The organism is Mesonia phycicola (assembly GCF_900141885.1).
In the GTDB taxonomy this organism is placed as follows: Bacteria; Bacteroidota; Bacteroidia; order Flavobacteriales; family Flavobacteriaceae; genus Mesonia; species Mesonia phycicola.
The window spans coordinates 135,348-151,361 of the sequence record NZ_FQYY01000003.1 but is presented as its reverse complement, the minus strand read 5'-3'; the positions used below and the strand labels follow the sequence as shown (position 1 = coordinate 151,361).

The window sequence follows — 16,014 nt, the reverse complement described above, 5'->3', positions numbered from 1 at the left end:
GCTTGAAAATAGAAATAGAAAATAATCATTTTCAACTATCAAGTAGTGGAGTAGCCTATTGGGAAGAGCAAAAAACGTTACTAATTGCAGATGTACATTTAGGTAAAATTTCTCATTTCAGAAAATATGGTAGCGCCGTACCTAAAGATGCTATTCTTTCTAACTTCAATAAATTAACAGAGTCTATTAAAATATATTCGCCCAAAAAAATAATTTTTTTGGGCGATCTTTTTCATAGTGCAAAAAACCTAGAGTGGAATTTATTTGAAAATTGGCTTGCAATACAAACCGCTGAGGTTGTTTTAATTGCCGGAAACCATGACATTATTTCTCCCTTGCATTATGAGGCATTAAAAGTAAAAATTTATCAAGAGCTACAATTAGGTAAATTTAAGTTAACGCACCACCCAGAAGAACAAGAAAATACGTTTAATATCTGCGGGCACATACATCCAGGTTATCGACTTGCAGGTATGGCTAAACAACACTTAAAGTTAAAATGTTTTTTTAAAAGTAAATATCAGCTCATTCTGCCTGCTTTTGGTGAATTTACAGGTGTGTTTTTAATGAAACCAGAAGCTGAAGATCAAATTTTTGTGTGTGCTAGCTCAAAAGTAATACAGGTAATGTAAAACTTTAACTTCGTACTAACGTTGGTTTATCGTGGTGTTTGGTAAATTTCAATAAAGTTATGGTACTCTAAGCTAGTTTAAGATTCTTAACAAGAAGTAAGAGAAACTATACTTAGATAAAATCTAATGATAAAAATTACAAGAAATTATGAAACCAAAATTACTTTCTTTACTTAATTTTATATCTGTATTAATAACTTTAACTATGAGTTATTCTACACAAATTCTCAAACCTAATGGAAACACCATGGGAACTTTGAGCCATGAGTACGATAACTTATTTACACCAGCAGATTATGCTTTTGCAATTTGGGGTGTTATTTATTTGAGCCTTTTGGCATTCACAATTTACCAAATGTACCAAGCCTTTGGACCTAAAACCGATTTAAAATTTCTGCAACAAACCAACTACTGGTTTTTTATTGCCAATATAGCTAATGCAACTTGGGTGTTAGTTTGGTTGTATGAATATACAGGCTTGTCAATTATTTTTATGGTTTTAATTCTTATATCTCTTATAAAAATTATTCTCAATACCAATATGGAACGTTGGGACGCGCCATTTAAAGTTATTGCGTTTAGTTGGTGGCCAATTTGTTTATATTCTGGTTGGATTGCCGTAGCTACTATCGCTAATATTGCCGCTTATTTGGCCAAAATAGAATGGGACGGAGGCATTTTTTCTGAAGTACAATGGACAATTATAATGATAGTGATTGCTGCAATTTTAAATATTATAATCATATATACACGTAATATGCGAGAGTTTGCAGCGGTTGGTATTTGGGCTTTATTTACAATTTATACAAGACACCACGGAGTAGAAAACGTGGTTGCTTACGTTGCTTTAGGAGCCGCAATTTTAATTGGTTTAAATGTTGTTTATCATGGTTTTGTGAATAGAAAACAAAACCCAATCCATCAAAAATTAAATAACTAGAAGATTAATTCTGTTTAAAATGAATAGTGTAATATGATAAATATCATATTATAAGAGGTGTTAGCTTTTCATCTTTGAGAATTAAACTCAAAATAAATGAAAAACGCTATATCTCCGCATCAATTTCATATTCCTGTTATGGGAATAGCATATACAATTGATAGCCCTGTAAAAGTTGCTCATTTTGGTATTAATTCTTCTATTTCAATTATTGAAGATCATTTAATTGAAAAAATGAGAGCTTATTATTATAAGCTTAATCGCCAAAAATACATTCCTATTTCTAAAAATGAAATCAACTTTAGAGCTAAGAGAATTACAGATTACCTAAACCTTATAAACACAGAGGTAAAAAAGAAAGTAGAAGAAGTAAAAAATGCAGCTTTCACTGCAACTTCAGATATTACAAAATACTTTGAAATGCTTCCAGAAGTGACTGAGTTAAAACAGAAATATTTACGTTTTACGCAGTTAGAAGATGTTTCTGCTAAAAATGATCTAGAAAAAGAACTTAGAGGTCAAGTAAAGCCAGGAGCTATAGAAGTAAATATAATGACAAAAGTTGACAGAGAACAAATAGGGAAAAACAGTGAACCTGTAGAAAATGGATCTGATGCATTACAGGCTTTAAAAGGTTATGCAGAAAGTGATTTAGAGAATTCTACTCTCGTGTTTTCCGCAGGAATGAATCCTAGGTTATTTAATTATTTATCGTCTTTTAAATCTTTTCAACCAGATAGTAACGGTGTTTTTAATAAAGCTATTGCTATAAAGGTGAGCGATTACCGATCTGCTTTAATTCAAGGAAAATATTTAGCAAAACGTGGTATTTGGGTAAGTGAATTTAGAATTGAATCTGGTTTAAATTGTGGTGGTCACGCTTTTGCTACAGATGGATTTTTATTAGGGCCTATTTTAGAAGAATTTAAAGAAAAGAAAGAAGAATTAACCTTAGAGTTAAAAAATTTATATCAAAATTATTTTTCAGAAGAAAAGGTATTTAACCAATTACCAGATATAAAAATAACGGTGCAGGGAGGCATTGGTACGTTTGAGGAAGACAAACTATTAAAAGATTATTATAAGGTAGATGCTACAGGCTGGGGGTCTCCATTTTTACTTTGTAAAGAGGCTACAAATGTAGATGAAGAAACTTTAAAAAAGTTACAAAATGCTAAAGCAAGAGATATTGTATTGAGCCATAGTTCTCCCTTGGGAGTTCGGTTTAATTACCTAAAAGGAGCAAGTGGAGAAGATTACCGAAGATTAAATTTATTAAAAAATAAACCTGGTAGTGCTTGTCCAGAAAAACTGTTACAAGCTAATACAGAATTTACAGAAAAGCCAATTTGTACTGCTTCTCATAAATATCAAAAATTAAAAGTTGCCCATATACAACAGTCAGATATGTCTGTGGAAGAAAAAGAAAAAGAGAGTAAATTAGTATATCAAAAAGAGTGTTTGTGTACTGGTTTATGTAATACAGCGGCTATCAATTATAATTTTCAGTTTGTGAAAAATATGGATTTTGTAACGGTTTGCCCTGGGCCAAATTTAGCCTATTTTTCAGGTAATTATTCATTAAAAGAATTAGTAGATCATATCTACGGTCGTAAAACTGTGTTGTCAGGTTATAGACCACATATGTTTATTAAAGAGCTTCAACTTTATATAGATTATTTAAAAGAACTGAGAGAGAATACAGATTTTTCTAATAAAAGAGAAGTTAAAAAGTACGAACGTTTTCTTCAGAATTTAAATAAAGGTATTACTTATTATAAACAATTGTTTGCTCAAAAAACCATTAATAATTCAGAATTTATTTCAGATTTACGATTGTGTGAAAAAGAATTAAATATGAATAATCAAAAAAACGAAGTAGCCTAAATTTAGAAATGGATATATAAATTAAACACTGAAACCTTCTTTTTAATAGAGGTTTCAGTGTTTGGTTATTAGATTTAATATAAAAACTAAATCATACTTTTTATATCACTAGTCCACGTGGGGTAGGCAAAAATCATTGCTTTCAAATCTTCACAAGTAAGATTACTAGACATTGCCATAGAAAATATATTAATCATTTCTCCAGCTTCTGGACCTACAAGGTGAGCTCCTAATATCTGTTCTGTCTTTTTGTCTTTTATCACTTTAAAGGCATAATATTGATTAGCAATTCTTTTAGAATTAAACCAACTACGGGCAGATTTTTGTTTTACTACAATGTCTAAATTTTTTTCTTTAGCTTCTTTTTCAGTCATACCTACGGAAGCTAAATTAGGAATGGTAAAAACTACGGAAGGTTGTGGTGGATAAATGGCTTCTGTTTTTTCATACTTACCCAATAAATTACCAGAGACTACTCGTGCTTCTTGAGAAGAGAGTGGAGTTAATGGCAAACCTTCACTATCAGAAACATCTCCGCAAGCATATACATTTTTATTGGTAGTATTTTGTAAGTGCTTATCAACACTTATTCCTTTATTAGTAAAAGCCACTTTACCAGTTTCTAAATCTAGACCGTCTATAGAGGGTACTCTACCAGCAGTATTAAAAACCATTTCTGCTTTAGCGGTAATTTCTTCACCTTCTTTGTTTTCTGCAGTTACTCTAATATATTTTTTAAGTTGCTCAATACTTTTTGCTTTCGCATTAAAAATAAATTTAATACCTAACTCTTTAGAAGCATCTATTAAGTAGTTTACCATGTCTTCATCAAAATTAGATAATGGTCTATCTTCAAAATCAATTACAGTAACTTCTACCCCTAACCGAGCCGCAATATGTGCAAACTCCATCCCGATGTAACCTGCACCAATAAACACCATAGATTTAGGGAGTTTATCTAGTTCTAAAAAATCATCACTTTTCAGCATTAATTCTGCACCAGGTATAGAGAGAGGCATTGGTTTATGGCCTGTTGCAATTACGATTTTTTTTGCTTTTACCATTTTCCCTTCTACAGAAAGTGTGTTTTCGTCAAGAAATTTAGGAGATTGGTGATACATAGTAATCCCTAAATTATCTAAATCTCTCTCGGTAGCTATAGGGACTTCTTCTGTGAATTTAAGTTTAAATTTTTGCAAGTCTTCCCAACTAAATTCTGGCATTTTTGTAATACCCAGACCTATCATATCTTGAGATCTCTGTAAGATTTCTGTTATACCAACAAGTACCTTTTTGGGATCACAACCTCTATTTGGGCAAGTACCTCCATATTCTCTATTATCTGCAATAGCTACTTTCCAACCTGCATTAGCACAGTCTTTTGCTACTCTTTTTCCGGCAGTACCTGTACCAATCACAAAAATATCAAATTCATCTACTATCATTGGGGTTTGTTTGTTTGGTTAATTTTACTACCTATTGTCCAAACTTCTTGTGATAAATTTTTTATCAGAAAAAATACGAATAAGGCATATAACATTTGAACATTAATGGCACCCCAATCTTCTTTAAAAGCACTACCGCTAATAAGTATAATAATAAAAACTGCAGTAGCGGTAAGTGTTTTTCTACTACTTATACCAAGGGTTAGCAGTATACCTAAAATAATTTCTACAATAGGTATACCGTACGCCATTGGTTTCACTAAAATTAATGGTAATAAGGTGTCTTCAAAGCCTTTAGTTACACCATTGGCAAAATTTACTAGTTTCGGAATTCTAACTAAGCCGTGTAAAAAGAAATTTATACCTAAAGTAATTCTAGCTAATAAAAAGGCAAGTTGGTTATTGTTCATAGTTTTATACTTCTTGAAGAGCTAGCTCTGTAGCTAAAGTTCCTTCTAAAATTTCAAAAGTTTTATTTTGTAATACGTTTGGTGGCAAACAATCTACAATTACTTGCGCTACATCTTTTCTTGAGATTTCTCCGTACTCATTTAAATGTTCTTTTGCTTTAATTCTATTGGTTTTTTCACCATTAGTTAACGCACCAGGTCTTACAATACTATAGTCTAAAAAGCTAGCTTTTAAATGCTTGTCTGCTGTTTTCTTAGCTTCTAGGTAATGCTGTAAGTCTGGATTTTGTGAAGGGTTTTCTGTACCCATAGAACTTAGCATAACAAACTTTTTAACCCCTGCAGCTTTGGCTTTATCTATTAGGTTAATTGCTCCGTCTTGATCTATGGCTGTTGTTTTCTCATCTCCAGTATTTCCGCCGCTACCAGCAGCAAAAATTACACGATCAATTCCTTTTACGGCTTCTGTAAGATCTCCTTCTAAATCTGCAAGTTTGTATTGTACATTTTTATTTTCAAAATAAGCAGATTGCTCTTCTTTTCTAATCATTGCAACAGGCTCATAACTTTGATGTTGTATGAGAATATCTACAATTTCTCTTCCTGTTGTTCCGTTTGCTCCAGCTATCAATACTTTTTCCATAATTAATTTTTTTATTTCAATTTAGGAAGTATGTTTTGTAAAAGCTCTCAAAAAAAGCATAAATAACAAAGGATTAACAATAGTAAACTAACTCAATTTACTTTATAATTAAGCGGAAGAAGGTTGGCTACTCTTTTAATTCCCATTTGCCCTCCAAAAAAGAATAGATTAGATGGATAGAAGTTTCCTAAATTATCAATGTAAAAGTTAGTAGAATCTTTTTCTTCTACTAATTGAATAAATGATTGTTCTTCATTGTTATATAGAATAGTAAGTTTAGGTTGACTTATGGTAACACGTGTCATACCTTCTATTTTATCAATTTGCAAATATCGATAAGGTTGGGTTTCAAAATGTCTGTTAAAAATTCTAAAACTGTTTTCTTCTAATTCTTTATGAGCTAAAGAGCGCATAAAATGAGTGATAGATCCTAAGAAAGTATTGTTTCTTCTTTTTAAGAATTTCTTTTTTGTTTTCTCATTTAACTCTTCAAAAAAACTAGTACCTGAGTAATAGAAAGAGTAAGGTTGGTAATACTTTTTATCCAACCCTTTTAATTCTTCAAACTGTAAAGTGAAATTGATGAGGTGATAATTTATTTTATAATTAAGGTATTTATTTTTAATTATTAAAACCTTTGTAGCCTCTGCGGTTAATTGTTTTGTTGTAGGTGAAAACCGAAGTTTAAGTGCATCTTCATTTAAAATTTCACAATTTTTTTCTTGATAATCTTTTCCTAAAAACCATTCTCTAAAATATTTTAGTTTCTTTTCTCTAGACCAAGGGTCGGTTTCTAAAAAAACTTCTTCTAAAGATTCTATACTGGGCTGTAATGCAACAATATTTAGATTGTTCTCTTTGGCCTTAATCTCAAATTGCTGAGTTGCATAACCTAAAGAGCTAATTATTAACGGTGCTTTTGTATTTTGTAGATAAGTAAGAGTAAAGTATCCGTTTTTATTAGAAATAGTACCTATAGTTGTTCCGTTAAAATAAATGCTAGCCCCATCAATTGGTTTTTGTGTTTGGGCGTCTATAATTTTTCCTGTAACGTTATACTGTGCTATTGCCATTGTGCTATACCACAGTAAAATAAATAAACTTATATAGTTTTTAGTCGTTACGATTATTAAGTTTTTTTTCTAGCTCTTCTTGTAACTCTTCCATTACAGGTTTTACGGTAGATTCTGGCAAGTCTGCAATTCTAATATACATTAAACCATCTACAGAATTATTAAATAACGGATCTACATTAAAAGCTACAACTTTAGCATTTTGTTTAATATATTTTTTTAATAGAACAGGCATTCTTAGACTGTCTGGTTCTAGTTCATCTATTATCTTGTCAAACTTATTAAGGTCTGCTTCGGTAGCATCAAACACAAAGTCTTTGTCGGCGTCTTTAAGTTTTACTTTGTATTCTTTTTTAGGTCTTACGTATTGTGCCACATACGGATCGTAGTAGTGAGATTTCATAAACTCTATCATCATAGATTTAGAGAAATCTGAAAATTTGTTGCTAATACTTACTCCGCCAATTAGGTAATTATGTTCAGGGAAGCGTAAGGTACAATGTACTATTCCTTTCCATAATAAAAATAAAGGCATTGGTTTTTGCTGGTATTCTTTTACAATAAAGGCACGGCCCATTTCTATAGATTCTCCCATTAACTTATAAAGTTCTGGTTCAAATCTAAATAGTTGTTGTAGGTAAAAACCATCTATGCCGTGAGCAGGAAAAATTTCTTTACCAAACCCCATTCTATATGCTCCTACAATTTTATGAGCTTCATTATCATAAAGAAAAAGGTGGTGGTAGTAATCGTCAAATTCATCTAAATCTGTAGCATTATTAGTCCCTTCACCAATGGCTCTAAAAGTAATTTCACGTAAACGTCCAATTTCTTTTACAATGTTGGGTATATTTTCTCTCTTGGCAAGAAATACTTCGTAGTTTTTGCTTTGCAGTAAACGTTTATCGTTTTCTCGGCAAAATTCTATTTCTGCCTCCATTAAATATTCTTCGGTCTCTCCTGCAATTTCTTTAGGCGACCTCGGAATTTTAATTTGAGTAGGGATATGAATATTTTTTAAGAGACTTTTTTTATTAAAGCCACTTGAAAGCATATAGGTTTTTCTTCTAATAAAATTAGTATAATCGTCTAATTCTAAGTGTTCTTTTTGGTCTGCTAAAGAAATAGGGTTTCCTATTCTCATCTTAATTTTTCTGTTTTTTTGAGAAAGCATTTCGCTAGGTAGCTTAGCTGTTCTAATAGAATCATTAAGTTTTGCTAGTTTGTAAAAAGCGGCACTATTTTTTGCGTGAAAATATATAGGAACTACTGGTACTTCAGAATTTTGAATAAGCTTCATTGCTTCTGGTAACCAAGGTCTGTCTACAATAATTTTATCTTCTTTATGGGTAGATACTTCTCCTGCCGGAAAAATACCAATTGGGTTACCGTTTCTTAGATGTAAAATAGATTCTTTTAAGCCTTTTGAGCTAGACTGAACTTCTTTTCTGTCTTCAAAAGGATTAACGGGTAAAATATAAGGAGTTAATGGGTCTAATCTATGTAAAAGAAAATTGGCTATTATTTTAAAATCTGGACGTTTTTCAATTAAAATTTTCATTAAAATCATACCGTCAATCGCCCCTAGAGGATGATTAGAAACAGCAATAAAAGGTCCCGTTTTAGGGATTCTTTTTAAATCTTTTTCAGGAATTTCAAAATCTACTTCTAAATATTTTAAAATAGAATCTATAAACTCTGGGGCATTTAGATGTTTTCTATCTGCATATACTTTATTAAAATGGCTAAGTTTAGTCAGCTTCATTAAAGAAGCACCTAGAGCGGTTCCTAAAATACCAAACTTATCTAAATTAAGACCTTTAGCCACTTCTTTAGCAGAAATAAACCCCATATTAAATATTTATTTTTGTGACAAAGATACTAAATTTAAGCGATTGATTTTTTACTCTTTGGTAACCACCTGTACTGTTTGACGTGTAATTTGCTTTAATAAAATAGTTTTATTTTTTTCTATTTGATTAATAGCTTCTTGGGTAAAATGCCTCACAGTATATAAAGATACATCTTTATGATACTTTACTTTAAATTTAGCTTTTAGGTGTGTAATTAATTTATCTACGTTTTTAAATTTATTATCTACGCACACAGAGAAACTTATTGCAGAGTTTTGAATAAGATCTACTTTTACCTGATATTTATGAAATAATGCAAAAATTTCACTAATATTTTCTTCTACAAAAAAAGAGAAATCTAAGGCAGAAAGAGATAGAAGCACCAAGTCTTTTTTTACTATAAAGCAAGGTATGTGCGGATTAATTATTTTTCCTTTACCAACTGTGGTTCCTTTGTTTTTTGGATGGTAAAATGATTTTACTAAAAGCGGAATTTCTTTTTTCTGTAAAGGCTGAATAGTTTTTGGATGAATTACAGAAGCTCCGTAAAAAGCCAACTCTATAGCTTCTTCGTAACTTATTTCTTCTAATAATTGTGTGTTTTTAAAAACTCTAGGGTCTCCGTTTAAAACGCCATCTACGTCTTTCCATATAGTAACATCTTTTGCTTTTAAGCAATAAGCAAAAATACCTGCGGTATAATCGCTTCCTTCACGGCCAAGTGTTGTGGTGAAGTTGTTAGCATCTGAAGCTATAAAGCCTTGTGTTATATATAAATTATCTGAAGTAATGTTGGAGTTAATTTGTAACTCTGTTGCAATCCAATCTACTTTAGCGTCTCTATAAGTTGCATCCGTTTTAATTAAATTTCTGGCATCTAACCACTGGTTGTGAATACCTATTTGTTCTAAATACTCGCATACAATAGTAGTACTTATTAATTCACCATAGCAAATTATTTGGTCGTACACATAATCATAATTAGGTGATTTATTTCTGTTTAAAAAAGCTTTTAAATCTTCAAAATAGTGTGCTATTTTACCAAAAATAGAATGGTTTTGTTTAGAGAAAAGATGTTCTAAAATCTCTTGATGATATACCTCAATTTCTAGAATATAATTTTTTAAATTTTCATCTTTTTCAAAATATGCATCTATAACTTTTTCTAAAGCATTGGTCATTTTTCCCATTGCAGAAACTACAACCACTTTGTTTTTTACACCTGTTTGTTGTAAAACTTCTGCCACATTTTTCACTCCCATAGCATCTTTTACAGATGCGCCACCAAACTTAAAAATATTCATTCTTTAAAGGTTTAAAAACTTTTTAATAGAATCTTGATCAAATTGTACGGTATCCCATTCAGAAAAAACGGTAGCTCCAGTATTTTTATAAAATTGTACAGCAGGAGCATTCCAATCTAATACTACCCATTCTACTCTTTTAACTTTATTTTCTAAGGCAAATTTCATCACTTCTTTGTAAAGCATCATTCCAAATCCTTTGCCACGGTAAGATTCACTTACAATTAAATCTTCTAAGTGTACCGTTTTGCCTTTCCAGGTAGAATATCTAAAATAGAGAAGAGCCATCCCTACAATTTTATTGTCTTCTTCAGCAACAAAACAATTAAAAAGCGGCTGTTTTCCAAATCCATCTCTCACTAAATCTTCTGTTGTTACTTCTACGGCATTAGGTTCACGTTCATAAACTGCTAATTCGTTAATTAATTCTAACACAGCAGGCATGTCTGTCTCTAAAGCTTTTCTTACTCGGTTGCTCATTTTTTAATAGTTTACCAACAAAAATAACTAATAGAAACACTTTTTTTCTATTTTTGTTTGAGAAACACAAGAAACATGTCAAAAAAACTCCAAACGCTGGGTGAATTTATTATAGAGAACCAGCAAGCCTTTCCTTACTCATCAGGAGAGCTTTCTCGTCTTATTAATTCTATTAGATTAGCTGCAAAAGTGGTAAATCATGAGGTAAGTAAAGCGGGGCTAGTAGATATTACTGGAGCGGCTGGTGATACTAATATACAAGGCGAGCAACAACAAAAATTAGATGTTTATGCTAACCAAAAATTTATTCAGACTTTAACTAATCGCGAAATCGTTTGCGGTATTGCTTCTGAAGAAAATGACGAGTATATCACTATACAAGGTCAAAACAACGACCACAAAAACAAATATGTTGTATTGATGGATCCGTTAGACGGAAGCTCTAATATTGATGTGAATGTTTCTGTAGGAACTATTTTTTCTATCTATAGAAGAGTTACTCCAGTAGGAACCCCGGTAACTATGGAAGATTTTTTACAACCAGGAAATTTACAAGTTGCAGCAGGATATATTATTTATGGTACTTCTACTATGTTGGTATATACTACAGGTCACGGGGTAAATGGTTTTACACTAAACCCTGCAATTGGAACGTACTATCTTTCTCACCCAGATATGAAATTTTCTGATGATGGAAATATTTACTCTGTAAATGAAGGGAATTATGCACAATTTCCGCAAGGAGTAAAAGATTATATTAAATACTGTCAAGCAGAAGAAGGTGATAGGCCATATACATCTAGGTATATAGGTTCTTTAGTTTCAGATATTCATAGAAACATGATTAAAGGCGGTATTTATATTTACCCTAGTAGTTCTAAATATCCAGATGGTAAATTAAGACTTTTATATGAAGGTAACCCAATGGCTTTTATTGCAGAGCAAGCAGGAGGAAAAGCAAGTGATGGAGAAAGAAGAATTATGGATATAAAACCACAAGAATTACATGAAAGAGTTCCTTTTTTCTGCGGAAGCAAAAACATGGTAGATAAAGCAGAAGAGTTTATTGCAAAAGCAAAAAACAAATAAAATAAAAAACAGAAAGTAAGCGGGAGCTTACTTTCTGTCTAATAGATATTGGTAATCATCAAAACTAAGTTTACCTCCTAAAATTTTAATAGACTTTTCTATAATTTGTTTAGAAGTTTCTGAAGAGAAACCTAAACCAATAGCGTACTTTTTAAGTAAAAATTCTTCTTCGTTATCCATTTCGTGATCTGCAAAAATCACAGTTAGTAAATCATATAATCTTTCTAAACGTTTCTCTGTAGTATGCGGAGGTGTAATAGGAAATAAAGAAGGGTTTTCAACCACTTTATCAAATTCACTATCGTGAATATCAAGTTTTCTAGCTAAACGCTCTAAAACCTCTCTCTCTTCATTATTAATTTCTCCATCTACGGCAGCAATATTAACAATAGAAGCAAAATGCCCAAGGTTTCTGGTGTGCTCTCCGCTACCAAATAAATCTGAATATGACATAATTTATATCTTAAATTGGCTGCAAATATATATAAAGTAGTTTTAAATTACTCTGTAATTATTAGCGGAATATAATCTTACCTATTTAGAGTCAATTTTAAATAATAGATGTTATTAAGTGAAAATGTATCCTCTGCTTTATGGTTACCTATCAAGCTATTTTGAGTGGTTTTACTTGTAATTCCTGTTGTGGTTATTTGTTTGTAAACGATTAAAAATTAGAAGTATAGGTTGTGTTTCTGAAATGTATATACAAGAATTAATTTTAAATTTTTATAGTAAAAAAAACTTTTATAAATAAGTATTCGGGTTTTTTAAACAATTAGAGGTCAAATTTCTTAAAAATACTTAATTTCGCGAGTCATTATAAAATGAGCACTGATGAGTAAGAAGTTTACTGAATATAAAGCACTTGACCTTCCTAAAGTAGCAGAAGAAATTCTAGAGTTTTGGAAGAATGAAGATATTTTTGATAAAAGTATAACTACCCGTGAAGGTAAAGAACCGTATGTGTTTTTTGAAGGGCCACCTTCTGCCAACGGTTTACCTGGGATTCATCACGTAATGGCTAGAAGTATTAAAGATATTTTTTGCCGCTACAAAACTCAAAAAGGTTTTCAAGTAAAACGTAAAGCAGGTTGGGATACTCACGGACTTCCTGTAGAGTTAGGTGTAGAAAAAGAATTAGGGATTACCAAAGAAGATATTGGTAAAAAAATATCTGTAGAAGAATATAACGAAGCTTGTAAAAATGCTGTAATGCGTTATACAGATGTTTGGTCTAATTTAACTGAGCAGATGGGATATTGGGTAAATATGGAAGAGCCTTATATCACTTACAAGTCTAAATACATGGAAACAGTATGGTGGCTACTTTCAGAAATTTATAAAAAAGGTTTAATCTACAAAGGTTACACCATTCAGCCATACTCACCAAAAGCAGGTACAGGTTTAAGTTCTCACGAGCTTAACCAACCAGGTACTTATCAAGATGTAACAGATACTACTGTAACTGCACAATTTAAAGCAGTAAAAAATGAAACTTTTAATAGTTCAGTTTTAGGTAAGATTGATGAAATTCAAGATGAGCCAGTTTATTTTATAGCCTGGACCACTACTCCTTGGACGTTACCAAGTAACACAGCATTAACTGTTGGACCAAAAATTGATTATGTATTGGTAAAAACTTATAACCAATACACTTTTGAGCCAATTAATATTGTACTGGCTAAAAATTTAGTTGCTAAAAACTTTGGTAAGAAATTTCATTTAGTAGAAAATGAAGAAGCTTTAAAAGCTTACACTCAGGGTGATAAAAAAATACCGTATTTAATATTAAATGATTTTAAAGGAAAAGATTTAGTAGATATTACTTACGAGCAATTATTGCCATACGCAAAACCACATAATAATCCAGAAAATGCTTTTAGAGTAATTTCTGGAGACTTTGTAACCACAGAAGACGGTACAGGTATTGTACATACCGCTCCAACTTTTGGGGCAGACGATGCTTTGGTAGCAAAACAAGCAAAGCCAGAGGTGCCACCAATGTTGGTAGAAGACGAAAACGGAAATTTAGTACCGTTAGTAGATCTTCAAGGTAAGTTTAGACCAGAAATGGGAGAGTTTGCCGGTAAATATGTGAAAAATGAATATTACGATGCAGAAGATACACCAGAAAAATCTGTAGATGTAGAAATTGCCATCAAATTAAAAGAAGAAAATAGAGCTTTTAATGTAGAGAAATATGTACACAGTTATCCAAATTGCTGGCGTACAGACAAGCCAATTTTGTATTACCCATTAGATTCTTGGTTTATAAAAGTTACAGATGTAAAAGACCGTATGCACGAGTTGAATATGGGTATTAACTGGAAACCAAAATCTACTGGAGAAGGGCGTTTTGGTAACTGGTTAGCTAATGCAAACGATTGGAACCTTTCTCGTTCTCGTTTCTGGGGAATTCCGTTACCAATCTGGAGAACAGAAGACGGTAAAGAAGAAAAAATTATTGGTTCAATTGCAGAACTGAAAGAAGAAATGCAAAAAGCTGTAGAAGCCGGATTAATGAAGGCCGATGTTTTTGCAGATTTTGAAGTTGGCAATATGAGTGAAGAAAACTATAATCTGGTAGATCTTCATAAAAATGTAGTAGATAAAATTACCTTAGTTTCTTCAGAAGGAAAACCAATGAAACGTGAGTCAGACTTAATTGATGTTTGGTTCGATTCTGGTTCTATGCCTTACGCACAATGGCATTACCCGTTTGAAAATAAAGAACAAGTAGAAAATGGAGATAAAAAAGCAGATTTTATAGCAGAAGGGGTAGACCAAACACGTGGTTGGTTTTATACGCTTCACGCAATTGCAACTATGATTTTTGATGATGTTGCTTATAAAAATGTAGTTTCTAACGGATTGGTGTTAGATAAACACGGGCAAAAAATGTCTAAACGTTTAGGTAATGCTGTAGATCCTTTTGAAACTTTAGCAGCTTTTGGTCCAGATGCTACTCGTTGGTACATGATTGCTAACGCAAACCCTTGGGATAACCTAAAATTTGATATAGAAGGGATTGCTGAGGTTCGTAGAAAATTCTTTGGTACACTTTATAACACCTACTCATTCTTCTCTCTATATGCAAATATAGATGAGTTTACTTATGCAGAAGATGATGTGAAATTAGAAGACAGACCAGAAATTGATAGATGGATTCTTTCAGAATTACATACACTTATTGGTAAGGTAGATGATTTTTATAATAGTTATGAGCCTACACGTGCAGCTAGAGCAATTTCAGAATTTTTACAAGAAAATGTAAGTAACTGGTTTGTACGTTTAAGCAGAAGACGATTCTGGAAAGGAGATTATGAGCAAGATAAAATTTCTGCTTATCAAACACTTTATACGTGTTTAGAAACGGTAACAAAATTAGCAGCTCCAATTGCTCCATTTTATATGGATAGACTTTACAAAGATTTAACGAAAGCTACACAGAAAGAAAGTTTTGAAAGTGTACATTTGGCCGATTTTCCAGTTAAAGAAGAATCTTTTGTCGATAAATCTTTAGAGAGAAAAATGGAAATGGCACAAATTATTTCTTCGTTAGTATTATCACTACGTAAAAAAGAAATGATTAAAGTTCGTCAGCCATTGCAACGTATTATGATTCCTGTTTTAGATGCAACAGTGAAAGACCAAATACTAGAAGTGGCAGACTTAATAAAATCTGAGGTAAACGTCAAAGAAATTGAAATGATTGATGATGCTTCAGGTATTTTAGTGAAAAATATCAAACCTAATTTTAGAACGCTAGGACCTAAATTTGGGAAAGATATGAGACACGTTGTAGTAGCTGTTAATAAGATGGAATCTGCAGATATTGCTGCTATTGAGCAAGATGGAGAAATTAACATTGAAATTAATGGAAAAATTACTACTTTGCGTCTCGATGATGTAGAAATTACTTCAGAAGATATTGAGGGTTGGTTAGTTGCAAGTAATGCCGGACTTACAGTTGCACTAGACGTTACCATTAATGATGAGTTAAAGAAAGAAGGTATTGCTAGAGAATTGGTAAATAGAATACAAAACCTTCGTAAAGACTCTGGATTTGAAGTAACAGACAAAATCAGTATTAAAATTAAAAAGGACGGAGTAGTCGAGGACGCTGTTCTAGATAATGTTGAGTATATAAAAACCGAAACTCTTACTGCAAATCTCGAACTAGTAGAAGAGTTAGATAATGGAGTGGAGATTAGTTTTGATGATGTAAACACTCAATTATCAATTAATAAAAACTAAA

The 16,014-nt window shown here is 31.8% G+C and carries 13 protein-coding genes; 5 read left to right on the top strand and 8 right to left on the bottom strand.

Annotated elements, in window-relative coordinates:
- Positions 1–2 precede the first annotated feature (2 nt).
- From pdeM to BUC03_RS05285, 3 genes are all read left to right on the top strand, one after another.
- On the top strand, positions 3–632 hold the full coding sequence (gene pdeM / locus BUC03_RS05295; RefSeq protein WP_073149005.1) for a ligase-associated DNA damage response endonuclease PdeM: 630 nt from the start codon (positions 3–5) through the stop codon (positions 630–632).
- Between the two features lie 148 nt (positions 633–780).
- Positions 781–1,572 (top strand): hypothetical protein, encoded by a 792-nt coding sequence (locus BUC03_RS05290; RefSeq protein WP_073149003.1) that lies wholly within the window; start codon positions 781–783, stop codon positions 1,570–1,572.
- Positions 1,573–1,668: 96 nt separating this feature from the next.
- A complete protein-coding gene (locus BUC03_RS05285) occupies positions 1,669–3,459 on the top strand; it encodes a hypothetical protein (protein ID WP_073149001.1) in 1,791 nt (596 codons plus the stop codon).
- An 86-nt stretch (positions 3,460–3,545) separates the two neighbouring features.
- Here the strand turns inward: BUC03_RS05285 and BUC03_RS05280 are convergent, their stop codons facing one another.
- The 7 genes from BUC03_RS05280 to BUC03_RS05250 all read right to left on the bottom strand — a co-directional run bounded on the left by BUC03_RS05280 (position 3,546) and on the right by BUC03_RS05250 (position 10,667).
- Positions 3,546–4,904: a dihydrolipoyl dehydrogenase family protein gene (locus tag BUC03_RS05280; protein WP_073148999.1), complete on the bottom strand. Its 1,359-nt coding sequence runs from the start codon at positions 4,902–4,904 to the stop codon at positions 3,546–3,548.
- Positions 4,901–5,314, bottom strand: a complete 414-nt coding sequence (locus BUC03_RS05275; protein ID WP_073148997.1) for a DoxX family protein — start codon at positions 5,312–5,314, stop codon at positions 4,901–4,903. Before BUC03_RS05275 ends, BUC03_RS05280 begins: the two co-directional genes overlap by 4 nt.
- Before the next feature lie 4 nt (positions 5,315–5,318).
- The gene (locus BUC03_RS05270) at positions 5,319–5,957 is read right to left on the bottom strand and encodes an SDR family oxidoreductase (RefSeq protein WP_073148995.1); all 639 of its coding nucleotides are present in this window, start codon (positions 5,955–5,957) and stop codon (positions 5,319–5,321) included.
- Between the two features lie 92 nt (positions 5,958–6,049).
- On the bottom strand, positions 6,050–7,030 hold the full coding sequence (locus BUC03_RS05265) for a carboxypeptidase-like regulatory domain-containing protein (RefSeq protein WP_073148993.1): 981 nt from the start codon (positions 7,028–7,030) through the stop codon (positions 6,050–6,052).
- 40 nt (positions 7,031–7,070) lie between these two features.
- On the bottom strand, positions 7,071–8,882 hold the full coding sequence (locus BUC03_RS05260) for a GNAT family N-acyltransferase (RefSeq protein WP_073148991.1): 1,812 nt from the start codon (positions 8,880–8,882) through the stop codon (positions 7,071–7,073).
- A gap of 51 nt (positions 8,883–8,933) precedes the next feature.
- Positions 8,934–10,187 carry an aspartate kinase gene (locus BUC03_RS05255; protein WP_073148989.1) on the bottom strand — a complete coding sequence of 418 codons (1,254 nt, stop codon included), beginning with the start codon at positions 10,185–10,187 and terminating at the stop codon, positions 8,934–8,936.
- A 3-nt stretch (positions 10,188–10,190) separates the two neighbouring features.
- Positions 10,191–10,667 carry a GNAT family N-acetyltransferase gene (locus BUC03_RS05250; RefSeq protein WP_073148987.1) on the bottom strand — a complete coding sequence of 159 codons (477 nt, stop codon included), beginning with the start codon at positions 10,665–10,667 and terminating at the stop codon, positions 10,191–10,193.
- Between the two features lie 75 nt (positions 10,668–10,742).
- Between BUC03_RS05250 and fbp the strand changes: the two genes are divergently transcribed.
- Positions 10,743–11,756: a class 1 fructose-bisphosphatase gene (fbp, locus tag BUC03_RS05245; protein ID WP_073148985.1), complete on the top strand. Its 1,014-nt coding sequence runs from the start codon at positions 10,743–10,745 to the stop codon at positions 11,754–11,756.
- A 27-nt stretch (positions 11,757–11,783) separates the two neighbouring features.
- On the opposite strand, the gene BUC03_RS05240 is transcribed toward fbp, so the two are convergent.
- Complete coding sequence (locus BUC03_RS05240) at positions 11,784–12,209, bottom strand: tellurite resistance TerB family protein (RefSeq protein WP_073148983.1); 426 nt, start codon at positions 12,207–12,209, stop codon at positions 11,784–11,786.
- A gap of 381 nt (positions 12,210–12,590) precedes the next feature.
- Between BUC03_RS05240 and ileS the strand changes: the two genes are divergently transcribed.
- A complete protein-coding gene (gene ileS, locus BUC03_RS05235; RefSeq protein ID WP_073148981.1) occupies positions 12,591–16,013 on the top strand; it encodes an isoleucine--tRNA ligase in 3,423 nt (1,140 codons plus the stop codon).
- Position 16,014: the final 1 nt, after the last annotated feature.